This is a genomic window from Kitasatospora sp. NPDC001309 (assembly GCF_042896295.1).
Classification (GTDB): Bacteria; Actinomycetota; Actinomycetes; order Streptomycetales; family Streptomycetaceae; genus Kitasatospora.
The window spans coordinates 59,091-84,961 of record NZ_JBIAXC010000002.1 but is presented as its reverse complement, the minus strand read 5'-3'; the positions used below and the strand labels follow the sequence as shown (position 1 = coordinate 84,961).

General features: G+C 70.9%; 24 protein-coding genes and 1 riboswitch. Of the genes, 14 read left to right on the top strand and 10 right to left on the bottom strand.

Features of this window, described 5'->3' with window-relative positions; genetic code table 11:
• Positions 1-148: 148 nt before the first annotated feature.
• Positions 149-1,342 carry an NADP-dependent malic enzyme gene (locus tag ACFY2K_RS02650; RefSeq protein WP_375896610.1) on the bottom strand — a complete coding sequence of 398 codons (1,194 nt, stop codon included), beginning with the start codon at positions 1,340-1,342 and terminating at the stop codon, positions 149-151.
• Between the two features lie 583 nt (positions 1,343-1,925).
• On the opposite strand from ACFY2K_RS02650, the gene ACFY2K_RS02645 reads away from it, so the two are divergent.
• The 5 genes from ACFY2K_RS02645 to ACFY2K_RS02625 all read left to right on the top strand — a co-directional run bounded on the left by ACFY2K_RS02645 (position 1,926) and on the right by ACFY2K_RS02625 (position 6,780).
• Complete coding sequence (locus ACFY2K_RS02645) at positions 1,926-2,852, top strand: ABC transporter substrate-binding protein (protein ID WP_387709295.1); 927 nt, start codon at positions 1,926-1,928, stop codon at positions 2,850-2,852.
• 463 nt (positions 2,853-3,315) lie between these two features.
• The gene (locus tag ACFY2K_RS02640) at positions 3,316-4,245 is read left to right on the top strand and encodes an ABC transporter substrate-binding protein (protein ID WP_375896615.1); all 930 of its coding nucleotides are present in this window, start codon (positions 3,316-3,318) and stop codon (positions 4,243-4,245) included.
• Positions 4,246-4,282: 37 nt separating this feature from the next.
• Complete coding sequence (locus ACFY2K_RS02635; protein WP_380525130.1) at positions 4,283-5,257, top strand: amino acid ABC transporter permease; 975 nt, start codon at positions 4,283-4,285, stop codon at positions 5,255-5,257.
• Positions 5,254-6,057, top strand: a complete 804-nt coding sequence (locus tag ACFY2K_RS02630) for an amino acid ABC transporter ATP-binding protein (protein ID WP_375896620.1) — start codon at positions 5,254-5,256, stop codon at positions 6,055-6,057. Before ACFY2K_RS02635 ends, ACFY2K_RS02630 begins: the two co-directional genes overlap by 4 nt.
• 135 nt (positions 6,058-6,192) lie before the next feature.
• Positions 6,193-6,780 (top strand): CGNR zinc finger domain-containing protein, encoded by a 588-nt coding sequence (locus ACFY2K_RS02625; protein ID WP_375896623.1) that lies wholly within the window; start codon positions 6,193-6,195, stop codon positions 6,778-6,780.
• 11 nt (positions 6,781-6,791) lie between these two features.
• Here the strand turns inward: ACFY2K_RS02625 and sodX are convergent, their stop codons facing one another.
• Positions 6,792-7,235: a nickel-type superoxide dismutase maturation protease gene (gene sodX / locus ACFY2K_RS02620; RefSeq protein WP_380525131.1), complete on the bottom strand. Its 444-nt coding sequence runs from the start codon at positions 7,233-7,235 to the stop codon at positions 6,792-6,794.
• 176 nt (positions 7,236-7,411) lie between these two features.
• On the opposite strand from sodX, the gene sodN reads away from it, so the two are divergent.
• The 7 genes from sodN to ACFY2K_RS02585 all read left to right on the top strand — a co-directional run bounded on the left by sodN (position 7,412) and on the right by ACFY2K_RS02585 (position 13,282).
• Positions 7,412-7,807 carry a superoxide dismutase, Ni gene (sodN, locus tag ACFY2K_RS02615; protein ID WP_045699892.1) on the top strand — a complete coding sequence of 132 codons (396 nt, stop codon included), beginning with the start codon at positions 7,412-7,414 and terminating at the stop codon, positions 7,805-7,807.
• 99 nt (positions 7,808-7,906) lie between these two features.
• Positions 7,907-8,052: riboswitch (cobalamin riboswitch) on the top strand.
• A gap of 95 nt (positions 8,053-8,147) precedes the next feature.
• Positions 8,148-9,200: a FecCD family ABC transporter permease gene (locus tag ACFY2K_RS02610; RefSeq protein ID WP_380403862.1), complete on the top strand. Its 1,053-nt coding sequence runs from the start codon at positions 8,148-8,150 to the stop codon at positions 9,198-9,200.
• A complete protein-coding gene (locus ACFY2K_RS02605; RefSeq protein WP_387709291.1) occupies positions 9,197-9,997 on the top strand; it encodes an ABC transporter ATP-binding protein in 801 nt (266 codons plus the stop codon). The genes ACFY2K_RS02610 and ACFY2K_RS02605 overlap by 4 nt, the downstream gene beginning before the upstream one ends.
• Before the next feature lie 44 nt (positions 9,998-10,041).
• Positions 10,042-11,037, top strand: a complete 996-nt coding sequence (locus tag ACFY2K_RS02600; protein WP_387709289.1) for an ABC transporter substrate-binding protein — start codon at positions 10,042-10,044, stop codon at positions 11,035-11,037.
• 71 nt (positions 11,038-11,108) lie between these two features.
• The gene (locus ACFY2K_RS02595; protein WP_375896636.1) at positions 11,109-11,585 is read left to right on the top strand and encodes a GNAT family N-acetyltransferase; all 477 of its coding nucleotides are present in this window, start codon (positions 11,109-11,111) and stop codon (positions 11,583-11,585) included.
• A 137-nt stretch (positions 11,586-11,722) separates the two neighbouring features.
• Complete coding sequence (locus ACFY2K_RS02590; RefSeq protein ID WP_360233452.1) at positions 11,723-12,133, top strand: anti-sigma regulatory factor; 411 nt, start codon at positions 11,723-11,725, stop codon at positions 12,131-12,133.
• A gap of 156 nt (positions 12,134-12,289) precedes the next feature.
• Positions 12,290-13,282: an RNA polymerase sigma factor SigF gene (locus tag ACFY2K_RS02585; RefSeq protein WP_375896638.1), complete on the top strand. Its 993-nt coding sequence runs from the start codon at positions 12,290-12,292 to the stop codon at positions 13,280-13,282.
• A gap of 78 nt (positions 13,283-13,360) precedes the next feature.
• On the opposite strand, the gene ACFY2K_RS02580 is transcribed toward ACFY2K_RS02585, so the two are convergent.
• Positions 13,361-13,777: a hypothetical protein gene (locus ACFY2K_RS02580; protein ID WP_375894025.1), complete on the bottom strand. Its 417-nt coding sequence runs from the start codon at positions 13,775-13,777 to the stop codon at positions 13,361-13,363.
• A gap of 50 nt (positions 13,778-13,827) precedes the next feature.
• On the opposite strand from ACFY2K_RS02580, the gene ACFY2K_RS02575 reads away from it, so the two are divergent.
• Together ACFY2K_RS02575 and ACFY2K_RS02570 are read left to right on the top strand one after the other, a co-directional pair.
• The gene (locus ACFY2K_RS02575; protein WP_375894028.1) at positions 13,828-14,799 is read left to right on the top strand and encodes a diacylglycerol/lipid kinase family protein; all 972 of its coding nucleotides are present in this window, start codon (positions 13,828-13,830) and stop codon (positions 14,797-14,799) included.
• A 369-nt stretch (positions 14,800-15,168) separates the two neighbouring features.
• Complete coding sequence (locus ACFY2K_RS02570) at positions 15,169-15,420, top strand: WhiB family transcriptional regulator (RefSeq protein WP_014138019.1); 252 nt, start codon at positions 15,169-15,171, stop codon at positions 15,418-15,420.
• 446 nt (positions 15,421-15,866) lie between these two features.
• On the opposite strand, the gene ACFY2K_RS02565 is transcribed toward ACFY2K_RS02570, so the two are convergent.
• The 7 genes from ACFY2K_RS02565 to ACFY2K_RS02535 all read right to left on the bottom strand — a co-directional run bounded on the left by ACFY2K_RS02565 (position 15,867) and on the right by ACFY2K_RS02535 (position 25,832).
• Entirely contained in the window at positions 15,867-17,387 is a 1,521-nt protein-coding gene (locus tag ACFY2K_RS02565; protein ID WP_375894031.1) for a sensor histidine kinase, read from the bottom strand.
• 679 nt (positions 17,388-18,066) lie between these two features.
• A complete protein-coding gene (locus ACFY2K_RS02560; RefSeq protein WP_375894033.1) occupies positions 18,067-19,125 on the bottom strand; it encodes an SIS domain-containing protein in 1,059 nt (352 codons plus the stop codon).
• A 188-nt stretch (positions 19,126-19,313) separates the two neighbouring features.
• Complete coding sequence (locus ACFY2K_RS02555) at positions 19,314-20,591, bottom strand: extracellular solute-binding protein (RefSeq protein ID WP_375894181.1); 1,278 nt, start codon at positions 20,589-20,591, stop codon at positions 19,314-19,316.
• Positions 20,592-21,045: 454 nt separating this feature from the next.
• Entirely contained in the window at positions 21,046-22,599 is a 1,554-nt protein-coding gene (locus ACFY2K_RS02550) for a glycoside hydrolase family 3 protein (RefSeq protein ID WP_375894036.1), read from the bottom strand.
• A 6-nt stretch (positions 22,600-22,605) separates the two neighbouring features.
• Positions 22,606-23,433 carry a carbohydrate ABC transporter permease gene (locus ACFY2K_RS02545; protein ID WP_375894038.1) on the bottom strand — a complete coding sequence of 276 codons (828 nt, stop codon included), beginning with the start codon at positions 23,431-23,433 and terminating at the stop codon, positions 22,606-22,608.
• A complete protein-coding gene (locus tag ACFY2K_RS02540) occupies positions 23,430-24,458 on the bottom strand; it encodes a carbohydrate ABC transporter permease (protein WP_375894041.1) in 1,029 nt (342 codons plus the stop codon). The genes ACFY2K_RS02545 and ACFY2K_RS02540 overlap by 4 nt, the downstream gene beginning before the upstream one ends.
• 90 nt (positions 24,459-24,548) lie before the next feature.
• Positions 24,549-25,832, bottom strand: a complete 1,284-nt coding sequence (locus ACFY2K_RS02535) for an extracellular solute-binding protein (protein WP_380525139.1) — start codon at positions 25,830-25,832, stop codon at positions 24,549-24,551.
• Positions 25,833-25,871: the final 39 nt, after the last annotated feature.

Genomic DNA, 25,871 nt, shown 5'->3' with positions numbered 1-25,871 from the left:
CGCTCCGACCCGGTGCCGACGGTCGGCGCTCCCTCGCTCCTGCGTCGCTCCCTTTCGGCACCGGCGCGCCCCTTCGGCTCGGGGGGGGGAGGGCAGGGCGCGGGGGGGGGAGCGGCCGTCGTGGCCGGCGCGCTCCCCCGGCACCGCGTCAGATCCGGGCCACGCCCTCGGCGCGGGCGGCCTCGGCCACGGCCTTGGTGACGGCCGGGGCGACCCGCTCGTCGAACGGCGAGGGGATGACCTTCTGCGGGGTCAGCTCGTCGGCCACCACGGCGGCCAGCGCCTTGGCGGCGGCCAGCTTCATGCCCTCGGTGATCCGGGAGGCCCGCACCTGGAGGGCGCCCGCGAAGATGCCCGGGAAGGCCAGCACGTTGTTGATCTGGTTCGGGAAGTCGCTGCGCCCGGTGGCGACGACCGCCGCGTACTTGTGCGCCACCTCGGGGTGGATCTCCGGGTTGGGGTTGGCCATCGCGAAGATGAACGCGCCCTCGGCCATGGTCGCCACGACCTCCTCCGGCACGGTGCCGCCGGAGACGCCGATGAACACGTCGGCGCCGGCCAGCGCGTCGGCCAGCGAGCCCTTGAGCTCCGAACGGTTGGTCAGCTCGGCGATCTCGGCCTTGACGTCGGTCAGGTCCTCGCGGCCCCGGTACACCACGCCCTTGCGGTCGCAGACGGAGACGTCGCCGATGCCCGCGGCCAGCAGCATCTTGGCGATGGCGATGCCGGCCGCGCCGGCGCCGGAGATCACGGCCCGCAGCGCGCCGATCTCCCGGCCGGTCACCTTGGCAGCGTTCCACAGGGCGGCGGTGGTGACGATCGCGGTGCCGTGCTGGTCGTCGTGGAAGACCGGGATGTCCAGGGCGTCCTGGAGCCGGCGCTCGATCTCGAAGCAGCGGGGGGCGGAGATGTCCTCCAGGTTGACGCCGCCGAAGGACGGGGCCAGCCGGACCACCGTCTCGACGATCTCGTCCACCTCGGTGCAGGCGAGCGCGATCGGCACCGCGTCCACCCCGCCGAACTGCTTGAACAGGATGGCCTTGCCCTCCATCACGGGGAGCGAGGCCTCCGGGCCGATGTCGCCCAGGCCCAGCACGGCGGTGCCGTCGGTGACCACCGCGACGGTGTTGGACTTCCAGGTGTAGTCGTTGACCAGCTCCGGCTGCTCGGCGATGGCCGTGCAGACCCGGGCGACACCGGGGGTGTAGGCGAGGGACAGGTCGTCCGCGTCGCGCACCGGCACGGTCGCCCGGATCTCCATCTTGCCGCCGCGGTGGAGCGCGAAAACGGCGTCGACCGGATCGACGGTGTCCTGGGTGCTGCTGATGATCTCCGCTGCCACGATGACCTCTTCGTCATTGTTTCCGGCGAGGTGCGCGGCCGACGGACTGGGCGCCCCGGCCGTAAGCCGGAAACCGGGTACGCCTGAGCGGACCCGGGGTCGGGGCGGGGGCGCTGCCGTCGGGTGGCGCCCTCGGATGAGGGTTTTTATGGGGTCTTGTGTTGTCCGCTTGTGCTACCGGGCCGAGCGTAGGTCGGACGGAGGCATCGCACCTATGCCTTTTCGTCCTCGTCACGCGCAGTTCATCGCCGTGCTGTCGCGTCGGCTGGGGCCCGGTGTCGGAAGTGCCGGGCTCCGGCGGCGGCAACGGCGCTGAGGCACGCGCACCCGCAAGTGTGAACGCAGATCCGCAGGGGATCGGTGCCCCGGATACGGAGCCACGTGATGACTTCCGGTCCTGGGCACCCCGAGCCTGTCGGGGCTCGTCGGTCTGGTTCGAGCGTTCGGGGGTCACCCGGTACCGAATTCTGACACACCCGCTGCCGGGCCCGGCAGGGCGGGATGGCAGGATCGCTTGTCCGCCGTTCCGCGTACACCCGCGCGACACCGCGGCGACCCCGGTTCCGCCCTCAGGAGCACCCTCATGCCTCTCCGCCCTCCCGCCCGTCGCCCGGCCTTCGCCGCGGCCGCCCTGGCCGCCGCCGGCGCCCTGCTGCTCACCGGTTGCGGCGGTGACGGGCAGGCCGCCGCGAGCGACCCGGTCAAGGACGTCCGCAGCAAGCTGCCGAAGGCGCAGCGCTCCGCCGGGGTGCTGCGCGTCGGCATGGACGTCAACTACGCGCCGGTGGAGTTCCGCGGCTCGGACGGCAAGCCGGCCGGCCTCGACCCGGAGCTCGCCACCGCCCTCGGCCGGATCCTCGACGTGCGGGTCGAGTTCGTGGACACCCCCTTCGACAAGCTGATACCGAACCTCCAGGGCAAGCAGTTCGACGTGGCGATGTCCGCGCTCAGCGACGTCCGTGCGCGCCGCGAGGGCCTGGACGCCGACGGCAAGCAGGTCAACCCGGGCGTCGACTTCGTCGACTACTTCATCGCCGGGACCTCGATCGTCGTCCCGAAGGGCAACCCCAAGGGCATCCGGACCCTGGACGACCTGTGCGGCCGGACGATCGCCTTCCAGCAGGGCACCACCCAGGACGAGATCGCCACCCGGCAGGTCGCCGTCTGCTCGCGCGCCGGCAAGCAGCTGACCGTGCACCGCTTCGACACCGACGCCAAGGCGCTGGCCGAGGTCGCCGCCGGCACCGCCGCGGCCGGGCTGAACGACTTCCCGGTGGCCGCCTACGCGGCGAAGACCACGGACGGCGGGGGCCGCTTCGAGGTGACCGGGGCCAAGTCGACCTCCAACCCGTACGGCATCGCGGTCCGCAAGGAGGACACCGAGCTGCGCGACACCGTGGCCAAGGCGGTGGACCAGCTGATCCGCAGCGGCGAGTACGACAAGATCCTCGCCAAGTGGAACGTGAGCGCGGGCGCGGCGCAGAACGCGGTGGTCAACGGGGGCATCTGACCCGCCCGGGGCGGCGGGGCGGGAGCGGGGAACGGGCGGGGCCGCGGGGCAGCGGCGGGGCGTCCGGGAACACCACTGCCGGATCTGCATACTTATACGCAGGGTGACAGGGGCACGCGATCCGTCCGAATAGCGGACAGCACGAGCCCTCGTTATCCGATTTTGATCTGGATGAGGGCCACCTGACCGTCATCAGATGGCAGGATTCCCCCCATCTCGGATCGAGCCGACCACCGGTCGAGGCGGTTCAGGTCGACGTCCACCTCGGCGGAGGGTGGCGGAAGCAGTACCCGCACCACCCTGGGCGGCCACCTGCGCCCAGGCAACTGCACCACCCGGCAACGCACGTACGACGACGTACAGCGAGTGACCACCCGTACGGCTCCGTACGGCCAGCTGCCCCGGTGCGCCGCTCCCGCGGCGCGCTCCGCCCGATTTCTCTCCCCAGGAGGAGATCCCCCTCATGACCGTCCGTACCCAGCGCACCCGCCTCTTCGCGGCCGGCGTGGCTGCCGTGTCCGTGTCCCTGGCACTGACCGGCTGTAGCAGCAGCAAGAGCAGCGACGGCAGCGGCGCCCCCAACGCCTCCGCGACCGTGAACACGGTCAAGGCCGACGACAAGCTGGCCGCCCTCGTCCCCGCCGACGTCAAGTCGGCCGGGAAGCTCCTGGTCGGCGCGGACGCCTCGTACGCGCCGGACGAGTTCAAGGACGACAGCGGCAAGGTCATCGGCATGGACGTCGACCTCGCCAACGCGATCGCCGCCAAGCTCGGCCTCAAGGCCGAGGTCCAGGACTCCGGCTTCACCGCGATCATCCCCGGCATCCAGTCGAACAAGTTCCAGCTCGGCATGTCGTCCTTCACGGACAACAAGGAGCGCGAGCAGGTCGTCGACATGGTGACCTACTTCAACTCGGGCAGCGCCATCGCGGTCAAGAAGGGCAACCCGGGCAAGGTCGACCCGAAGGACCTCTGCGGCAAGAAGGTCGCCGTCCAGACCGGCACCACTCAGGCCGACGAGATCAAGGACACCCGCAACCCGGACTGCGCCAAGGCCGGCAAGCCGGGCATCCAGAACGAGGGCGACAAGTTCGACCTCCAGACGGACGTCACCAACGCCGTGGTCTCCGGCCGCGACGACGCGATGATGGCCGACTCCCAGGTCGTCGACTACGCGATCAAGCAGTCCGGCGGGCAGCTGGAGAAGCTCGGCGACACCTACGGCGTGGCCCCCTACGGCGTCGCCCTCGCCAAGGGCTCCAAGCTCACCCCGGCGATCCAGGGCGCCGTCCAGTCGCTGATCGACGACGGCACCTACAAGCAGATCCTCACCAAGTGGGGCGTCGAGGCCGGTGCCCTCGACAAGTCCGTCGTCAACGGCGCCACCAGCTGACCCCTCGTACGCTTCATCTCTCCCCCGAGGCCACACCGTGAACTCTCTGGACAAGGGGACGGCGCCGAAGGGACGGCCTGAGACCATCAAGGCCGTCCCGGTCCGCCACCCCGGACGCTGGGCGGGTGCCGTCGTCATCGCCCTGCTCGCGGCGATGCTGCTGAGCGCCCTCTTCACCAACCCCGCTTTCAAGTGGGACATCGTCGGGCAGTACCTGTTCCACGACAGCATCATGCACGGGCTGCTCGTGACACTGGAGCTGACCGCCCTCTCCATGCTCATGGGTGTGGTCGGCGGCATCATCCTCGCGGTGATGCGGCTCTCCCCGAACCCGCTGCTGGCCGGCACCGCCTGGGTCTACATCTGGATCTTCCGCGGCACCCCGGTCCTGGTGCAGCTGGTGTTCTGGAACTTCCTCGGCCTGATCTGGGCCAAGCTGTCGATCGGCGTACCGTGGGGACCGGAGTTCTGGTCCGGCGAGACCAACGTCCTGATCCCGACCTTCGTCGCCGCCCTGCTGGGCCTCGGCCTCAACGAGGCCGCCTACATGGCGGAGATCGTCCGCGGCGGCATCCAGTCGGTCGACGAGGGCCAGACCGAGGCCGCCCACGCGCTCGGGATGAGCCGGTTCCAGACCATGCGGCGGATCGTCCTGCCGCAGGCCATGCGGGTGATCATCCCGCCGACCGGCAACGAGACCATCTCGATGCTCAAGACCACCTCGCTGGTCTCCGTGATCTCCCTGGAGGAGATCTTCCGGGCCGGCCAGGTCATCTACTCCCGGAACTACCAGAACATCCCGCTGCTGATCGTGGTCAGCCTCTGGTACCTGTTCTTCACCTCGGTGCTGACCATCGGCCAGTACTACATCGAGCGCCACTACGCCCGAGGTTCCAACCGCACCCTCCCGCCCACCCCGCTGCAGCGACTGCGGGGCCTGTTCGCCGGGAAGCCCGCCCCGAAGACCACCGCCGACGTCGTCCCGGGGCTCGAGGGAGGTGGTCACGTATGACCGATCTGAGCAAGACCCCCACCGACTCCGCGTCCACCGGTGAGCCGATGGTCCGGGCCGAGAACGTGCACAAGTCCTACGGAATGGTCGAGGTGCTCAAGGGCATCGACCTGGAGGTCAAGCAGGGCGAGGTGTTCTGCCTCATCGGCCCGTCCGGCTCCGGCAAGTCGACCTTCCTGCGGTGCATCAACCACCTGGAGAAGATCAACGGCGGCCGCCTCTGGGTGGACGGCGAACTGGTCGGCTACCGGCAGAAGGGCGACAAGCTCCACGAGCTCAAGGACCGCGAGGTCGCCGTCAAGCGGCGCGACATCGGCATGGTCTTCCAGCGCTTCAACCTGTTCCCGCACATGACCGCGATGGAGAACGTCATCGAGGCGCCGGTCCAGGTCAAGCGCGAGAGCAGGGCCGAGGCCCGGGAGCGCGCGATGGCCCTGCTGGAGCGGGTCGGCCTCGCCGACAAGGCGAAGAACTACCCCTCGCAGCTGTCCGGCGGCCAGCAGCAGCGCGTGGCGATCGCCCGCGCGCTGGCCATGAAGCCCAAGCTGATGCTCTTCGACGAGCCCACCTCGGCGCTCGACCCGGAGCTGGTCGGCGACGTCCTGGACGTCATGCGCGGCCTGGCCGAGGAGGGCATGACGATGGTGGTCGTGACCCACGAGATGGGCTTCGCCCGCGAGGTCGGCGACGCCCTGGTGTTCATGGACGGCGGTGTGGTGGTCGAGTCCGGCAACCCCCGCGAGGTGCTCACCAACCCCCAGCACGAGCGCACCAGGGCCTTCCTCTCCAAGGTCCTCTGAGCCCGTACGGTCGGCGCCCGGCAGACGACTTCCTGCCGGGCGCCGACGTTTTCCCCAGCCGGGTAATAGGCTGGAAGCGCCCAGCCCGTTACCGGAACCATCCGGGCCCGTTACGCAACCACTGGAAGGACCGCCGTGGAGCTCGCCTCGTACGCCGACCTCGCCGTTCGGCTGGTGAACACCGAGGAACCCGAGCGCGGCACCGACACGCTGACCTCGGTGGACGCCGTGCGCGCCCTCTTCTCCGACTCCTCCCGCGCCGCCGCGCTGGCCGACGAGTCCGACGTGCCCCGGCTGCGGGCGGTGCGGACCAGGCTGCGCGGAGTGTTCGAGGCCGCCGCCGAGGGGGACGAGATCCGGTCCGTCGACCTGCTGAACAGCCTGCTGATGGAGTACCCCGTCAGCCCGCTGGTCTCCGGGCACGACTACCTGGACGACGCCGGCCGGCCGCGCTGGCACCTGCACCTGGCCGACAACTCGCCCACCGCCACCGCGCACTTCAGCGCCGTCGCCTGCATGGGCCTGGCCGTGCACCTCACCGAACTGGGCGCCGACCGGCTCGGCATCTGCCAGGCCGCGCCGTGCCGCAACGCCTACCTGGACACCTCGACCAACCGCTCCCGCCGCTACTGCTCCGACCGCTGCGCGACCCGCGCCAACGTCGCCGCGTACCGGGCCCGCAAGCGGCTGGAGGCCGAGGCCGCGCTGGGCACCGGGCAGTAGCCGGCCGGGGCTCAGAGCTCGTCGACGAAGACCCCGAACCGCCGGGCCAGGCCCGGCACCCGGGCCAGCCGGGGGCCGAGCAGCAGCCGCTCCAGCCCGCGGCCCGGCGCCAGCCAGGCGGGGCTCGGCCGCAGCCGCAGCAGCACCCGGCCGAGCACCAGCTCGTCCGGGACCGGGCCGTAGCTGCGGCTGTCGCTGTCCACCGGACGGTTGTCGGACAGCAGCCACCAGCCCTTCGGGCGGCGCTCGGCGGCCCGCTTCACCACCAGCAGGTCCTGCTGGAACGGGTGCCGGAACAGCACCACCGCGCCGGGCCGGATCGGCGCCCCGTAGCGGACCAGCAGCCGGTCGCCCTCGCGCAGGGTCGGGACCATCGACGGGCCCGTCACGTCGACCAGCCCGAACGGCACCGCGCCGCCCTGCCCGCCGCCCTGCGGCTCCGCGCTCCGCGCCATGGCTCCTCCTCCCGGACCGACCGCCCCAGTCTGCCGTACGGACCGTCATCCGTTCGATGTCCGGATTACCCCGGTTCCGGGTCCGTCTTTCGCCCTAGGCCCACCGCCCGGCCGCGAAACCCGGAGGCCGGAAGGGTAATCTCGGGCGCGGGAAGACGATCTAAGGAAGGACTCCCATGTTCTCTCGTCTGTTTGCACCGCGTGCCACTGCTCACGCCCACTGCGACCTGCCGTGCGGTGTCTACGACCCCGCCCAGGCCAAGCTGGAGGCCGAGTCGGTCAAGGCCACCCAGGAGAAGTACCAGGCCAACGAGGACCCGCACTTCCGCGCCCGCGCCATCATCATCAAGGAGCAGCGCGCCGAGGCCGTCAAGCACCACATCTCGGTGCTGTGGAGCGACTACTTCAAGGCCCCGCACTTCGAGAAGTACCCGCAGCTGCACCAGCTGATCAACGACACCCTGAAGGCCGCCTCGGCCGCCAAGGCGTCCACCGACCCGGCCACCGGCCAGGCCCTGCTGGACCTGATCGCCGAGGTCGACAAGATCTTCTGGGAGACCAAGCAGGCCTGAGCCTGACGCGTCGCCACCCGGCCGCCCCCGTCCGCACCGTCGGACGGGGGCGGTCGTGCGTTCCCGTGCCCCCGCCCCGGGAACGGACCCCGGTAAGGGTTGCCTACCCTGAGTGGCTGTTATGCTGCCAGGGCGTCCGAGGGGGAAGTCCGGTGAGAATCCGGCGCTGACCCGCAACGGTGAGCACGGCCCGCGGTCCCGGGGCCGGGCCAGCCCGATCGCCCCCGGCCGCTGAACTCCCGACAACTCGCCGTGGACTGCGAGGGGAAGGCGCCCGGGCCCGACCCCGGCCGGCGCCCGCCCCGGCACACCCGCGGCCCGAGGCAAGGCACGCCCGCCCGTGAGTGACCCCGTTCGCCGAATACCGACCCTCCCGCTCGCCCTCGGCCTCGCCGCCGCCCTGCTGCTCTCCCTGGTCTGCGGCGTCGCGCTCGGCGCCTCCGGAATCGAACTCCCGGACGTCCTGCGACTGTTGGGCGCCGGGCTGACCGGCGGACGGCTGGACGCGAGCGACGCGGCGGCGTACGCGATCGTCTGGGAGCTGCGGCTGCCGCGCACCCTGCTGGCCGCCGTGGTCGGCGGCGGGCTCGCCGCCACCGGGGTCGCCGTCCAGGCCCTGGTGCGCAACGCCCTCGCCGACCCGTTCGTCCTGGGCATCTCCTCCGGCGCCGCCGTCGGCGCCAACGCCGTCCTGCTGCTCGGCGCCTTCGCCTCGCTCGGGGTGTGGGCGATCTCGGTCTCCGCGTTCGGCTCCGCGCTGCTCGCCATGGTGCTGGTCTACCTCGCCGCCCGCACCGCGTACGGGCTCACCCCGCTGCGGCTGGTGCTCACCGGCACCGCGCTCTCCTACGGCTTCTCCGCCCTGACCACCCTGATGGTCTTCTCCGCCGACCACGCCGAGGCCGCCCGGGACGCCATGATGTGGCTGCTCGGCAGCCTCGGCGGCGCCACCTGGGGCTCGGTGCCGATCGCGGCCGCCACCGTCCTGGCCGGACTGGCCTATCTGGCCTGCGCCGCCGGACGGTTGGACGCGCTCGCGATGGGCGACGAGACCTCCGCCTCGCTCGGCGTCGACCCGGACCGGCTGCGCCGGGAACTGTTCGTGGTCACCGCCGCCGTCACCGGCACCGTGGTCGCCGTCAGCGGGGCGATCGGCTTCGTCGGACTGCTGATGCCGCACCTGGCCCGGATGCTGGTCGGCGCCGGGCACCGCCGGGTGCTGGCGATCGCGCCGCTCGCCGGGGCGCTGCTGCTGGTCTGGGTGGACATCGCCTCCCGCACCCTGCTGGCACCCGCCGAACTGCCCGTCGGGGTGTTCACCGCGGTGCTCGGGGTGCCCGCCTTCCTGCTGATGATGCGCCGCCGCGGCCAGGCCTTCGGAGGCCGGCGATGACGGCCCCGACCCCTTCGACCGGCGCGGAGGACCTGCGGGTCGACGGCGTCTCGGTGGAACTGGCCGGCGCCCGGCTGGTCCACGAGGTGAGCCTGACGGCCGCCGCCGGGCAGGTGATCGGACTGATCGGCCCGAACGGCAGCGGCAAGTCGACCCTGCTGCGCTGCGTCTACCGGGTGCTGCGCCCGGCCGGCGGGACCGTCAGGCTGGGCGGCGACGACCTGCACGCGCTCACCGCCCGCGACACCGCCCGCCGGGTGGCCGCGCTGACCCAGGAGCACCCCGCCGAGTTCGAGTTCACGGTGGCCGAGGTGGTCGCCATGGGCCGGCTGCCGCACCGGCGCGGCCTCGCCGCCGGCCCGACCGCCGGGGACCGGGAGCGCTGCGCCGCCGCGCTGCGCCGGGTCCGGGCCGACCACCTCGCCGAACGCGCCTTCCCGAGCCTGTCCGGCGGCGAGAAGCAGCGGGTGCTGATCGCCCGCGCGCTCGTCCAGGAACCGCGCCTGCTGGTGCTGGACGAGCCCACCAACCACCTCGACATCGCCCACCAGTTGGAGGTGCTGGCACTCGCCCGCGAGGCCGGGCCGACGGTGCTCACCGCCCTGCACGACCTCAACCTGGCGGCGGGCCACTGCGACCGGCTGTACGTGCTGGAGGCCGGCCGGATCGTCGCCGCCGGCGAGCCCCACGAGGTGCTCCGCCCCGAACTGCTGGCCGAGGTGTTCGGCGTCCGGGCCACCCCCGTCCGCCACCCCGGGACCGGCGCCCTCCAGCTGCTGTTCGACCGTCTCGCCTGACCCCCCGCGAATCCCCGGGACCGTTCCGATCCGAAGGAACCCGTATGCGCACCAAGGCCGTTGCCGCCACCGCCCTGCTCACCCTCGGGCTGACCGCCTGCGGCGCCGAGATCGCCCCCCGCCCCGGCGCCGCCACCGCCTCCGGCCACTACCCGGTGACCGTGACGAACTGCGGCGAGCGGCTCACCTTCGCGCAGAAGCCCGCCCGGGTGGTGACCAACGACGTCAACATCACCGAACTGATGCTCTCCCTCGGCCTCGCCGACCGGATGGCCGGCTACGTGATGCCCGACGACAAGGGGCAGGTCGACAAGGTGGCCTGGAAGGACGGCTACCGGCAGACCAGCTGGCTCTCCAAGAAGGTGCTCACCAAGGAGATCGCCCTGGACGCCAAGGCCGACCTGGTGTTCGCCGGCTGGCACTACGGCTTCGACGAGGGCAGCGGGGTCACTCCGCAGGCGTTCAAGGCGCTCGGCGTGGACTCCTACGTGCTCAGCGAGTCCTGCCGCAGCGGCAAGGGCTCCGAGCGCGGGGTGATGGACCCGCTGGAGGCGCTCTACACCGACCTGGCCAACCTGGGCGCGATCTTCGACGTCGAGGACCGCGCGGACAAGCTGATCGCCGAGTCCAGGGCCACCATCGCCGCCGTGCCGCAGCCGGAGCGCCGCCCGTCCGTCTTCCTGTACGACAGCGGGCAGGACAAGCCGTACACCGCCGGGAAGTTCGCCGCCGCGAACGAGATCATCGCGAAGGCCGGCGGGACCAACGTCATGGGCGACCTCGCGGACACCTGGGTCACCGCCGGCTGGGAGAGCGTGGTGCAGCGCGACCCCGAGGTGATCGTGATCAACAACTACGCGACCCCGGGCGCCGAGGAGAAGCGGACGTTCCTCAAGTCCTTCCCGCCGCTGGCGAACGTCGCCGCGATCAGGAACGACCGGATCTTCGTCATGGACTACGTCGACCTGGTCGAGAGTCCGCGCAACCCGGCCGCGATCAGCACCCTGGCCGGGTTCCTGCGCACCGTCCCGGCCCGCTGACCGGCGCGACCGACGATCGGACCCCGCTCCGGCCCTGGGCCCGGGCGGGGCCCGCGCAGTAGGCTCGCGGCATGATCCGCACCGCCGTCGTCACCGACGTTCCCGTCGTCCTGGCCATGATCCGTGAGCTCGCGGAGTACGAGAAGGCCCCCCAGGAGGCGGTGGCCACGGAGGAGCAGCTGCGCGAGGCGCTGTTCGGCGCCGCCCCGGCGCTGTTCGGCCTGATCGCGGAGGACCCGGCCACCGGCGAACCGGTCGGCTTCGCGCTCTGGTTCCTCAACTTCTCGACCTGGCGCGGCACCCACGGGATCTACCTGGAGGACCTCTACGTCCGCCCGCAGGCCCGCGGCGGCGGCCACGGCAAGGCGCTCCTGCTGGAGCTGGCGAGGATCGCCGTCGAGCGCGGCTACGCCCGGGTCGAATGGTCGGTGCTGGACTGGAACCAGCCCTCGATCGACTTCTACCGCTCGCTCGGCGCGGTGCCGATGAACGGGTGGACGGTCTACCGGCTCACCGATGAGGCACTCACGGCCGCCGGGAAGCGTTGAACCCACGCACGGAGTAGGGGCAAAGCCCCTGCCACCCTGCGTCGCAATGCCTTACCATGAGTAACTCCCGCACCGGGTGCGGAGGACGCCCCCTCGGGGGTACCAAGCAAGCACAGCGCGTCACCCAGGAGGCAAGGGTGTCCCAGATCGACAGCGATCTCGGAGTTCAGGACTTCGTGGAGGTCCGGCTGCCCGCGGCAGGGGCCTACCTCTCCGTGCTGCGAACAGCGACGGCCGGGCTTGCCGCCCGGCTGGACTTCACCCTCGACGAGATCGAGGACCTGCGGATCGCGGTGGACGAGGCCTGCGCCATCCTGCTCCAGCAGGCGGTGCCCGGCTCCGTCCTGTCCTGCGAGTTCCGGCTGGTCGGCGACTCGCTCAAGGTGACGGTCTCCGCTCCGACCACGGACGGCAAGGCGCCCGAACGCGACACCTTCGCGTGGACGGTGCTCTCCGCGCTGGCCGGCGAGGTGGACTCCTCGGTCGCCGAGGACAACACCGTGACGATCAGCCTGCACAAGAAGCGCGGCGGGTCCGCCGCCCACTGACCGGGCACCGAGCAGCAGCACCCTGCAAGGGCCGTCCGCCGCACCCCACCCGGGGCCGGTGGGCGGCTCCCGGTACCGCCCACCGGCGGTACGACCAACGAGACGATGCCGGGGCCGACGGCCCCGGTGCTCCCGGAACGGAACGGGGGAATGGCCGTGAGTGATCTGGACCGTACCGGCCTCGCGACGGCGGGACCTGCCGTACCGACCCAGGCGAGCGTTTCCGGCCTCGCCGCCAACGACGAAGCGCACCCGAAGGACGCCCACCGGATGAGCCACCCGACCGAGCCGACGTCTGAGCCGACGCCCGCCTCCACTCCCCCGCCGGAACCGGCGGCGGAGGGCGCGGACCTGCACGGCGCCGTGCCCGCCCAGGGCTCGCACCGCACCGGCGCACCGGACCGGGAGGCCGCCCGCGCGCTGTTCGTCCGGCTGGCCGCGCTGCCCGAGGGCTCCCCGGAGCGCGTGGAGCTGCGCAACCAGCTGGTCCGGATGCACATCCCGCTGGTCGAGCACTTGGCCCGGCGGTTCCGCAACCGGGGTGAGCCGCTGGACGACCTGACCCAGGTCGCCACCATCGGACTGATCAAGTCGGTGGACCGCTTCGACCACGAGCGCGGGGTCGAGTTCTCCACCTACGCGACGCCGACCATCGTCGGCGAGATCAAGCGGCACTTCCGCGACAAGGGGTGGGCGGTGCGCGTCCCGCGCCGCCTCCAGGAGCTGCGGCTGTCGCTCACCACGGCGACCAGCGAGCTCTCCCAGCGGCACGGCCGCTCCCCCACGGTGCACGAGCTGGCCGAGCACCTGGGCATCTCCGAGGAGGACGTGCTGGAGGGCCTGGAGTCCGCCAACGCGTACTCCACGCTGTCCCTGGACGTCCCGGACAGCGACGACGAGTCGCCGGCCGTGGCGGACACCCTGGGCGCCACCGACGAGGCACTGGAGGGCGTCGAGTACCGCGAGTCGCTCAAGCCCCTGCTGGCCCAACTGCCGCCCCGGGAGCAGAAGATCCTGGTGCTGCGGTTCTTCCGGAACATGACCCAGTCGCAGATCGCCGCCGAGGTGGGGATCTCCCAGATGCACGTGTCCCGCCTGCTGGCCCGGACCTTGGCCCAGCTGCGGGAGAAGCTCCTCGTCGAGGAGTAGCAGGACCGGCACGAACGGACGGCCGCCGCAGCGGGTGCTGCGGCGGCCGTCCGTTCGTGTTCGGGGCGGTGGGGGCGCTCAGCCCTCCTGCTGCGCGTACAGGGCCGCCGTCGACCTCGGGTTCAGCAGCGCACCGATGCCCACCAGGCCGAGCAGGCCGACCAGCGCACCGACCGCGATCATCGCGCCGCCGCTCTGGACCATGTAGTAAGCCACCGGCAGGCAGATCGAGTTGGTCAGCACGGCGGGGCTGCGGCCCCAGCGGCGCTCCTTGAGCAGCGCGCGGGCGGCCAGTATCGGCAGCACCCCGAGCAGCACGATGACCAGGCCGCCGAACTCGTTCAGGGCCAGCTGCTTGGCCTGGCCGGACAGTGCGGACACCATGTCCGAGACGCCGACGACGGCGAGCGCCGCGCCCTCCAGGGCGGTGATGGCGGCGCCCAGGGTGAGCGGGACCGGGCGGGCGGGTACGGGTGCGGAGGATTCTGCGGTCACTCCAGCAGGGTAGCCGCCGGTCGGTCCGTACGGCCCCGTAGGCTTTCCCCATGCGCGCTCTCCTGGTCGTGAACCACAAGGCCACCACCACCAGTGGCCGGACCAGGGACGTACTGATCCACGCGCTGCGCAGCGACCTCAAGCTGGACGTCGCCGAGACCCAGTACCGGGGGCACGCGCACGACCTGGCCCGGGACGCCGCCCAGGACGGCACGGTCGACCTGGTGGTGGCGCTGGGCGGGGACGGCACCGTCAACGAGGTGGTGAACGGGCTGCTGGCGCACGGCCCGGGCGAGAAGGTCCCGCGACTGGCCGTGGTGCCGGGCGGTTCGACCAATGTCTTCGCCCGCGCACTGGGCCTGCCCAACGACCCGGTGGAGGCCACCGGCGCCCTGCTGAACGCACTGGAGCAGGGGCACGAGCGGCCGATCGGCCTGGGCAAGGCGATGACCGAGGGGCTGCCGGACCGCTGGTTCACCTTCACCGCCGGCCTCGGCTTCGACGCCGGCGTGGTGGGCCGGGTCGAGGAGCAGCGCAGGGCCGGGCGCAAGTCCACCCACGCCCTGTACGTCGGGCAGGCCCTCCGGCACTACTTCACCCAGCGTGAGCAGCGCCGCTCGGGCCCGGTGGCCTTGGAAATACCGGGCCGCGAGGCCGTTCCGGGCCTGGCGCTGACGATAGTCAGCAACACCTCGCCGTGGACGTTCCTCGGCAGCCGTCCGGTCTACCCCTCGCCCCTCGCCTCCTTCGACACGGATCTGGACGTCTTCGGCATCACCCGGATGACGGCGTTCGGTACTGCTCGAACGATCCGTCAGATCCTGCGGTCGTACGCGCCTTCGAGCGACGGCGCCCCGCCGGCCGGCCCGTCCGGAAAGCACGTCGTCTCCTATCACGACGTCAGACACTTCACCTTGGTTTCCCAGGAACCTGTGCCGTTCCAGGTCGACGGGGACCATCTTGGAGACCGGAGTCGCGTCAGTTTCACAGGCGTTCGGCGGGCACTGCGTGTGATTGTGTGACCGGAAGGGGGCTTCGCCCTTCTTCTCGAACGCACAAGCCCCCTTCACTCCATAGAAGTACTGGCTGTGAGCTAGGCGACACCGAAGAATCAAAAATTCCTCCCCGAAGGGGGTTGTATCCGAGCCCGAGGTTTGCGAACCTCTACATGGCGATCGGGACACATCGCAGCGACGGCAACTCCGGAACCACAGGAGCGCCGACCGCGGGGTGTCCCTCGAATCGCCGAATCCCCCCCAGCACAGACCACCCGGGCCCGATGGGCCTTTGGTCTCTTTTGCTGTTGTGGGATTCGTGAAAGCGTTCACATTCACAAGCCATTCGATTATGCCGATCGGGCCACCCCCCGCGGCAGGAGGAGTTGGACGACCATGGACTGGCGCCACCGCGCTGTCTGCCGCGAAGAGGACCCGGAGCTGTTCTTCCCGATCGGGAACACCGGTCCTGCTCTGCTGCAGATCGAGGAAGCCAAGGCCGTGTGCCGCCGCTGTCCGGTGATGGAGCAGTGTCTCCAGTGGGCCCTCGAGACCGGCCAGGACGCCGGCGTCTGGGGCGGCATGAGCGAGGACGAGCGTCGCGCGATGAAGCGCCGTGCCGCCCGCAACCGCGCCCGCACCGCCTGATCAGCAGCATCTGGTCACACGCCGTAGCACCAGCAGTAACCGTAGTACCGATCAACAACCGATCAACACATGATCAAAGGCTTCCCTGCACCTCCTGGTGAAGCCTTCCGCACCAAGGGCCTTGCCACGCGAGGTCCCGCGACACCGAACCGTCCAGCCACTTGATACTGTTCACTTAGAGCAATATTGTGGAGCTGAGGCGCTCACCGTGTGCAACGCACATGCGAGGTGTCGCACCACCTAGAGCCCCCGTTCCGGCCGACTCCCCCCGACGGCCGGAACGGGTTGAGAGGCCCTGTCGACCCACCCCCCCGGTCGACAGGGCCTCGTTTCTGTTTCCGGCCCGGCGCCCGACCCGGCCGTGCCCCGCCTTTGCACGCCGGGCGCGTGAAGCGCGCACCCGGCGCTTCCGCCGCACGCACGCCCCCGCCGCGCAACCCGACGCATCAACGCACCGGGATCTCCAGGATGACCTTGGTGCCGCCGTTCGGGCCGGCCACCATGTCGAAGGTCCCGCCCAGCTCACCGGTGGCCAGCGTCCGGACGATCTGCAGCCCGAGGTTGCCGGCCGTCTTCGGGTCGAAGCCCTCCGGCATGCCGCGCCCGTCGTCCTGCACGGTGATCAGCAGGTACTCCTCCGGCTTGGCACCGCCGTTCCAGCTGTCCGACCAGCCCATGCCGGTCGCCGGGGCCCGCCCGCGCAGCGCGCTGACCTCCAGGTTCCCGGAGGCGGTCGGGCCGAAGGCGTGCTCCAGGGCGTTCTGCAGCAGCTCGGTCAACACCATCGACAGCGGGGTGGCCACTTCGGCGGAGAGGATGCCGAAGCTTCCGCTGCGGCGGGTCGCCACCCGGCCGTCCTGGGACAGCTCCATCGCCATCGCCAGCACCCGGTCGGCGATCTCGTCGAAGGCCACCTGCTCGTCCAGCGCCTGGGAGAGCGTCTCGTGCACGATCGCGATCGAGCCGACCCGGCGCACCGCCTCGTCCAGCGCGGCCCGGGCCGACTCGGACTCCATCCGGCGGGACTGCAACCGCAGCAGGGCGGCGACCGTCTGCAGGTTGTTCTTCACCCGGTGGTGGATCTCCCGGATGGTGGCGTCCTTGGTCATCAGCTCGCGGTCGCGGCGGCGCAGCTCGGTGACGTCCCGGCAGAGCACCAGGGAGCCGGTCAGCGTCCCCTTCGGCTTGAGCGGGATCGCGCGCAGGGTCACCACTCCCCCCTGCACCTCCACCTCGGTCTGCCGGGGCGCCCAGCCGCTGGCCAGCTTCACCAGGGCCTCGTGGACGGCCGAGCGGGAGGGCGGGACGAGGTCGGCGGTGGCCCGGCCGAGGTGGCTGCCGACCAGGTCGGTGGTGAGGCCCAGCCGGTGGTAGGCGGAGAGCGCGTTGGGGCTGGCGTAGGTGACGATGCCGTCCGCGTCCAGGCGGATCAGGCCGTCGCCGACCCGGGGCGCGGCGTCCATGTCGGCCTGCTCGACGCCGGGGAACGGGAAGCTGCCGGCCGCGATCATCTGGGCCAGGTCGGAGGCGCTCTGGAGGTAGGTGAGCTCCAGCCGGCTGGGGGTGCGCACGGTCAGCAGGTTGGTGTTGCGGGCGATCACCCCGAGCACCTTGCCCTCGCGCCGGACCGGGATCGACTCGACCCGGACCGGGACCTCCTCGCGCCACTCCGGATCGCCCTCGCGCACGATCCGCCCCTCGTCGAAGGCGGCGTCCAGCAGCGGGCGGCGCCCGCGCGGGACGAGGTGGCCGACCATGTCGTCCTGGTAGGAGGTCGGCCCGGTGTTGGGCCGCATCTGTGCCACCGAGACGTAGCGGATGCCGTCCCAGGTGGGGATCCACAGCACCAGGTCGGCGAAGGAGAGGTCGGAGAGCAGCTGCCACTCCGAGACCAGCATGTGGAGCCATTCCACGTCGGCCCCGGTCAGGGTGGTGTGGCGGCGGACGAGTTCGTTCAGCGAGGGCACATGGCGAGCGTAGCGCCGAGGCCCGGCGGGGGGCTCGGCGGACTGTCCGCTGGCGCCGGATGACTGTCCGGAGTTGTTTAGACCAATTCACCGAGCGGCCTGGACAACGCAGATTGGTCTAGTCCACAATGAAAGGGCACCAAGGAGAGGCCCACCGCGCAACTGCCCTGACCGCGCGCGGCTTCTCCTCGGTCGGACGCCGGCGAACGAGGACCCCGCACAGTCCTCGATCGACACCGGTGCCCGACGACAGCTCCGGGCTGCGGTGCCGCATGGGTTGAGGGTCCCGTGTCGGCGCCGTGGCCCGTAGTGCATTCCGGACCCGTTTCCGCCGCTCAGTGAACCGGCCCCCGTCCACAGCCTGTGGACGGGGGCCGGTTCCGTTCCGGCGGGCGCCCCCGCCCGGAGGCGAGCGGGCGAGCACCCGCCCCGAGCCGAAGGGGCGCGCCGGTGCCGAGAGGGAGGAGCGAGGAGGCCCCGAGGAACGAGGGGCATCGGAGCGACGACCGTCGGCACCGGGTCGGAGCGCCCCGGAGGCGAGCGGGCGAGCACCCGCCCCGAGCCGAAGGGGCGCGCCGGTGTCGAGAGGGAGGAGCGAGGAGGCCCCGAGGAACGAGGGGCATCGGAGCGACGACCGTCGGCACCGGGTCGGAGCGCCCCGGAGGCGAGCGGGCGAGTATCAGTGCGTCTCGGTGACCTTGGCCAGGGCGCGCGGGGCGTCCGGGTCCTGGCCGCGGGCGATGGTGACCTCGTAGGCGAGCTGCTGGAGCGGCAGGATCTCCAGGATCGGCTGGACCTCCTCGGGCACGCCGGCGGGCAGCGCGAAGCCCGCCGAGGCGGCGTCCACCTGCGCCTGCTGGCCGATCACCACGAGGTCCGCGCCGCGGCCCCGCAGACGGTCCAGCACCGGCTGGAGGGCCTCGCCGCCCTTGCCGTCCGGGACGATCGCGATCACCGGGGAGACGTTGTCCACCATGGCCAGCGGCCCGTGCAGCAGGTCGGCGCCGGAGAACGGGGTGGCCGGGATGTACGTGGTCTCCATCAGCTTGAGCGCCGCCTCGCGGGCGGTCGGGTAGCCGTAGCCGCGCGAGGTGATGACCAGGCGCTGGGCGAAGCGGTAGCGCTCGGCCAGCGCCTTCACCTCCGCCTGGCGGGCCAGCACCCCGGCGGCCAGGCCCGGCAGCACCTCGGCCGCCGAGCCGTCCCCGCCGCGCAGGCCCTCGACCAGGAGGTAGAGCGCCAGCAGCTCGGCGGTGTAGGTCTTGGTGGCCGGCAGCGCCTTCTCCGGCCCGGCCAGCACGTCGATGTGGAACTCGGACACCTCGGCGAGCGGGGAGTCGGGGTTGTTGGTGACGGCCAGGGTGATCGCCCCGGCCTCGCGGGCGGCCTTGGTGGAGGCGACCAGGTCCGGCGAGCCGCCGGACTGGCTGACGGTGATCACCAGGACGTCGGTGAGGTCCGGCTGGGCCCCGTACGCCGTGGTGGTGGACATCGAGGTCAGGCCGGCCGGCTTGCCGAGCAGGATCTCGATCAGGTACTTGGCGTAGAGCGCGGCGTTGTCGGAGGTGCCGCGCGCGGTCAGCAGGACGAAGCGGGGGCTGCGGGCGGCGATCCCGGCCGCGATCTCGCGGATCTTCGGGGCACCCTCGTCGAGGATGCGCCGGAGGACGGCCGGCTGCTCGGCCATCTCCGCCGCCATGATCCGGCCGGGGACGGAAACAGTCTGCGGGTCGGACATCTGGATTGCCTCCGATGAGATGGGTCGACCCCGCCCGGGCGGGTTGCCCGACGGGGACCTCTACGGCGGCGAGTCCGCACACTCGCTGCGGTTCCTGCTGGGCAATCCTACGAGCGGGCCCCCGCCGCGGCACCCCCGCCCCGGGGCGGATCGGGGGTGGCGCGGCGAGCGGTGCGGCGGGCCGGGCGTCAGGACGGGTTGTTGATCAGCTGGTCGATCGCCGCGTCGGCGTCCTTGGTGGCCTGGTCGACGGACTTGCCCTTGAGGATCGCGGTCAGCATGTCCGGGATGATCTTCTGCTTCTCGACCGCCCCCCAGCCGGGGGCCAGCGGGGTGAACCAGGCGTCCGGGACGGCGTTGGCCGCGGCGGCGGTGTTGGGCTTGTTCTTCAACGGGTTCAGCTGGTTGAGGTTGTTCGGCAGGATGTCCTTGTCGGCCAGCGCCTGTTCGGACTTGGTGCTGGTGAACATCCGGATCCAGTCGGCGGCTGGCCCCGCCTGCTGGGACTTGGCGGTGACGGCGAGGTCGGAGCCGCCGATGAAGGTGGGCAGCGGCTTGCCGTCCGGGCCGGGCATGGTGGCGACCTTGACGCTGTCCTTGAGGCCCGAGTCGCCGGTGACCGGCGCGATCACGCTGGCGGCCTCGAAGCCGTTGCCGTAGAAGGACGCGGCGTGGCCGCGCGCCATGGCCTCGAACTGGTTCTGCTCGTTCTGCGTCAGGTCGCCCTTGTTGTACTTGCGGACGAGGTCCGCGAAGTGGCCGATGCCCTGCTGGGACTTGGCGTCGTGCAGAGTACCGTGCCAGTTGCCGGAGCTGTCGAACTTGGCGATGCTGCCGCCGTACGCGGCCACGTAGCTCATCGCGGCGTACCAGTACGGCCCGGGCAGGTAGAGCGGGGAGAAGGTCCGGTCCGATCTGTTCTTGTCCGCGATCTTGTCCAGGGCGGTCATCAGTTCGCCCTCGGTCTTGGGGAACTCCGCGCTGCCCGTGGCCTGTTGGAAGACGCTGGAGTTGTAGACCGCGACCCGGGCGCCCGCGTAGTAGGGCACGCACCACAGCTTGTCCTGGTAGGTGCAGGTGTTGGCGAGCGCCTTGATCCAGCTGTCGGAGTTGTCGAAGGTGGTGCGGTCCACCGGGGCCAGCGCGCCGGAGAGCACGTACTTCATCGTCTCGGTGTTGCCCAGCTCGACCACGTCGGGGGCGCTGCCGTCGGCGATCGCCTTGTCGAGCTTGGAGACCTTGTCGGCCCAGCCCTGGTAGACCAGCTTGAGGCCGACCTTGGGGTACTTCGCCGCGAACTCGTCGTTGACCCGCTGGACCAGGTCCGGCCAGTTCTTCTGGGCGTCGTCCATCAACCAGACGGTGACGGTGCCGGAGGCGGCCTGCGGGTCCGCGGCGGAGCTCCGGCCGTCGGCCGAGGGTGATCCGGACGAGGAACAGGCCGTCAGGGCGACTGCCAGCGCCATGATCCCGAGCGTCGAACCGAGCTGACGCTTCTTCACGCCATCCTCCGAGGGTTGTCCAAGAACGGTGGTGCCCGCCGACAGCGTGATTGGCGCCCGCGGCGGAGAGTCCTGGCGGGGGCGGCGAAGAGCTTCGAGGAGGGCGCAATACCACAACCGGTGAGTTCAATTTCGAACCGGTTGCATGGACTCTGGCCTAGACCAACTGTGGTGTCAACGGCCAACAGGCCTTGTCAGCAAGGCTGTTGCCGACCCGTTGTACCGCGTGGCGATCAGTCGTCGGGTCGTCACCCTCAGTGGGACTTAAGGTGGATTTAAGGCTGCCTTGAGGGAGCACGGTCATCCGGAGAACGTCCGGGTCGACGGCGGGGAAACGCGACGGGCCCGCCATGCGACATGCGCATGACGGGCCCGTCGGCGGACGCCCCCGGCTCCGGCCGGCGGCGTCCGTACGGTCTCAGCCGACCGCTCCCGGCTGCCCGGTGAGCACCTCCACGGCCGCCAGCCCGCAGACCCGGGCGGCGCCGTGGGTGGCGATGTACAGCGCGCCGACCGGCTCGGACTGGGGCAGCCCCATCTCCACCACCGCGGCGTCCGGCCGGGCCGCCACCAGACGGGCCAGCGCGGCGGCCATCCAGGCGTGCCGGTGGGCGTCCCGGACCACCAGCACCAGGCGGCGGCCCTGGGCCCCGGCCACCAGCTCGGCGACCAGCGCCTCCAGCAGCTCCGGCGCGGCCTCGGCCGCGGACACCGCACGGGTCCGGGTGCCCGGGAAGCGGTCGGCCAGCATGCCGGCCACGCCCCACGGGGTCACGTCGCCGACCGCGATGTTCGGCTCGTCCGAGAACGAGGCCACGTACGGGCGCTCGCTCACCGGCAGCACCTCGCGGCCCGGCGCCCGGACCACCTTGAGCGCCCGGCGCGCGGCCCGCAGGCCCACTGCGAGGTCCGGCTCGGCCTGCTCGCCCTGGGCCGCGATCCGGCCCCAGCTGCCCAGCGCCCGGACCCGGTCGGCGGCGTCCGCCAGCCGCTCCTCGGTGAGCCGGCCGGAGCGCACGCCCGCCACGATGGCGTCGCGCAGCATCAGCACGGTCTCCTCGTCGGCCAGCCCGCCGCCGACGCAGATCGCGTCCGCGCCGGCCGCCAGCGCCAGCACGGTGCCCTGGCCCATCCCGAAGGTGTCGGCGATGGCGCCCATCTCGATCGCGTCGCTGACGATCAGGCCCTGGTAGCCGAGGCCGCCGTCGGCCGGGGCGGCGCGCAGCAGGTCGCGCAGCACGGTCGGGCTCAGGGTGGCGGGCAGCTTCGGGTCCAGCGCCGGGACCATGATGTGGGCGGTCATCACGGCCTTGGTGCCGGCCGCGATCGCGGCCTGGAACGGGATCAGGTCGCGGGTGCGCAGCACGTCCAGGTCGACGTCGATCACCGGCAGGCCGTGGTGCGAGTCCACCGCGGTGTCGCCGTGGCCGGGGAAGTGCTTGGAGCAGGCGGCCACGCCGGCCGACTGGAGGCCCTCCACCCAGGCGGCGGTGTGCCGGGCGCACAGCTCCGGGTCGGCGCCGAAGGAGCGCACGCCGATGACCGGGTTGCGGGGGTTGGAGTTGACGTCCGCGGTGGGCGCCCAGTTGTAGTTGACGCCGGCCGCGGCCAGCGCCCGGCCCAGCTCGCGGGCGACGTCCCGGGTCAGCGCCGGGTCGTCGATCGCCCCGAGGGCGAGGTTGCCCGGCCAGGACGAGCCGGAGCCGGCCTCCAGCCGGGTGACGTCGCCGCTCTCCTCGTCGATCGCGATCAGGAGGTCGGGGTTCTCCGCGCGCAGCGCGCCGGTGAGGGCGGACAGCTGGTCGAGGTCGACCACGTTGCGGTCGAACAGCGCGACCGAGCCGAGCCCGGCGGCCAGGTGGCGGCGCAGCCAGGCGGGCGGCTCGGTGCCGACGAAGCCGGGCTGCAGGACGGTCAGGGCGTCCCGGTGGAGCTGGTCGCTGTCCGGGACGGTGGGTACGAGGATGCTCACGGTGGCTCAGCCCTTCACGGCGCCGTCGGTCAGACCACCGACTGCCTTGCGCTGCAGGAAGACGAACAGGATCAGCACGGGGACGGCGAACATCGTGGAGGCCGCCATGGTCGCGCCCCAGTCGTTGCCGAAGGCCGTCTTGAAGGAGGACAGCCAGAGCGGGAGGGTCTTGCCCTGCTCCTTGTTGACGATCAGGACGAGCGGGAACTCGTTCCACGCCGTGATGAAGCCGAACAGCGAGGTCGACATCAGGCCCGGGGCCAGCAGCGGGAAGATCACCTTCACGAAGGCCTGGGTACGGGTGCAGCCGTCCACCATGGCCGACTCCTCCAGCTCCTTCGGCACCGCGGCGATGAAGCCGCGCAGCGTCCAGATGGTGAAGGGCAGGACCATCATCATGTAGAAGAAGGTCAGCGGCAGCAGGCTGTTCAGCATGTCGTTGTCGCGGGAGATCATGTAGACCGCGATGGTCATGACCTCCCAGGGCGCCATCTGGGCCAGCATGATGACCAGTACGAAGGCCTTGCGGCCGCGGAACCTCATCCGGGCGATGGCGAAGGCCGCCAGGGTCGCGATCACCAGGGAGATCAGCACCGCGCCGACCGTGACGGTGATGCTGTTGGTGACGTACGTCCAGAAGTCCGGTGCGTTGACCGCGGTGGTGAAGTGCTCGAAGGTCGCGTCGAGCGGGATGAAGACCGGCGTCTTGCTGATGATGTCGTTGTTCTGCTTGAACGCGGTCGCGATCATCCAGTAGACGGGGAAGATGAAGAAGACGATGAGGACGACCGCGATCACGTTCGGCCAGGTACGTCCGAAGAGAGAGCGCCTCACAGCTCGTCCTCCTGCTTGATCATGATGCGGAAGTAGTAGGCCATCAGGACGCCCAGCATCAGGATGGTGAGCACCGCGATCGCGGCGCCGACGCCGTAGTGCTGGCTGCCCGAGCCCTCCAGGAAGGCGTGCACCGGAAGGGTCCGGGTGAGCTTCTCGGGGCCGCCGCCGTTGATCGCGTAGATCTGGGTGAAGGACTTGAAGACCCAGATGACCTCGAGGAAGGTCGTGGCCAGGAAGAACGGCTTGAGGTTGGGGAAGATCACCGAGCTGAAGATCTTCGAGGAGCCGGCGCCGTCCATCCGGGCGGCCTCGTAGAGCTCCTTGGGGATGGTGGTCAGCCCGGCGTACATGTTGAACGCCACGAAGGGGATCGACATCCAGACGATCAGCAGGATGACGACGAAGAACGTCGAGTACTCGTCGCTCATCCAGTTGTAGTTCGCCATCGAGTGCCAACCGAGCTTGTCCAGGCACCAGTTGACGACGCCCCACTGCTCGTCGAACAGCCAGGTGTAGACGGTGGTCGCGGCGACCACCGGCATCGCCCAGGCCATCAGCAGCGCGACCGACAGCGCGAGCCGCATCTTCTTGCCGAGGACGTTCAGCAGCAGGCCGACCAGGGTGCCGCCGACCATGATCAGCACCACGTTGACCAGGGTGAAGGCGACGGTGCGACCGGTGACCGACCAGAACTCCGGGTCGCTCAGCTGCTCCTTGTAGTTGTCGAAGCCGGTCCACTCGGTCAGGTGCATCACCAGCTGGCGCCGGTTGAGGTCCTGGAACGACAGCAGGAAGGTCTTCAGCAGCGGCCAGCCGAGCAGGACGATGGTCGCCACGATGGCCGGCAGCAGCAGCAGGTACGGCGCGGAGCGGGCGCCGAGACCGGGGCCGCTCGCGGGTCTGGTGCCCTTCGGCGCGGTGCCCTTGGCTCCGCCGCCGGCGGCACTGGTGTCAATCTCGGCCACCACAGCCTCCCCTGACTCCGGGGACTGCGTCTGCACCCGGTCCGAATGCACAGCCATCGTTCTCACTTCCTCACAACCCGGCCACGACGGACGGGCGCCGCCCACCGACCCCCCGCCGGGGGCCGGTGAGCGACGCCGCTCGATGCACTAGTTCTTCTGGTTGAGCCGCTTGGCGATCTCGTCGTCGTACTTCTTCGCGGTGGACGCGTAGTCGCCGCCCTGGAGGACCGCGGTCAGGAAGTCCTTGATCGGGTTCGGGGTGTTCTCGACGCTGGCCCAGTTCGGGGTGTTCGGGGTGATCCCGCCGACCGCGGTGGCGGCCTGGGCGGCCTTCGCGAAGTCACCGGTGAGCTGGCTGTTCAGCGCCGGCTTGTTCGGGATGTTGCCGGCCGCGGCGACCATGCCCTCGTTCTTGTCGTTGAGGGCGATCTTCAGGAAGTCCTTCGCCATCGCGGTGTTCTTGCTCTGCGCGGAGATCGCGAGGTTCGAGCCACCGATGAAGACGCCGGAGGGCTTGTCGGCGGTCTTGCCCGGGATCGGGAAGAAGCCGATCTTGTCCTTCGGCATCTCCTTCTCGAGCGGGAGCTCCCAGCCGAGGGCGATCATGGTGCCGACGTTGCCCTTGGCGAAGACGTCCTTCTGCTGCGGGGTCGCCTCGTCCTTGTCCTTCGGACCGGTGAGCGAGTGGCTCTGCAGCGTCTTGTAGGTCTCGAAGGCGCGCTGCGCCTCGGGCGACTCCAGGCCGCCGACCCACTTGCCGCCCTCCTGCTTGGCGATCTTGCCGCCCTCGCCGGTGAGCAGGCCGAAGTAGGTGTACCACTCCTGGCCCGGCAGGTAGAGCGGGTCGACGACGCCGGGGGTGGTCTTGAGCTTGTCCAGGTCGGCGTAGAACTCGTCCAGGGTCTTCGGCGCGTCGGTCAGGCCGGCGGCCTTCCAGAGGTCCTTGTTGTAGGCGACCACGCGGTTGGAGACCCACCACGGGGCGGCGTACTGCTTGCCGTCCAGCATCGCGGCCTCGTTCTGGTTGGCGGCCCAAGCGTCGCCACCCAGCGCGGACTTGTCCTTGGTGATGTCGAGCAGACCGCCGGTGGCGGCGTAGCCGGAGGTCTGGGTGTTGCCCAGCTCCAGGACGTCGACCGAGCCCTCGGACAGCGCGGCGGTGATCTTCGGGCCGATGTCGGTCCACTCCTGGGCCTGAAAGTCGACCTTGGAGCCCGGGTAGGTGGTCTCGAACTCGGTCTTGACCGCGTCGGTCCAGCCCTTGGGGGCGGAGCCGGTCATGGTCCACACCTTGAGCGTCTTGCCCTTGTACCGGTCGGCCGACGTGGAGGACGAGGAACCGCCGTCGTCCTTCTTGCCGTCCGAGCTGCAGGCCGCGAGACCGACGACCATTGCTGCGACGCCGACCGCCGCGATGAGCTGACGCTTCACGCCATCCTCCTGAGGGATGCCTGGGTTACCCCCGTCGGG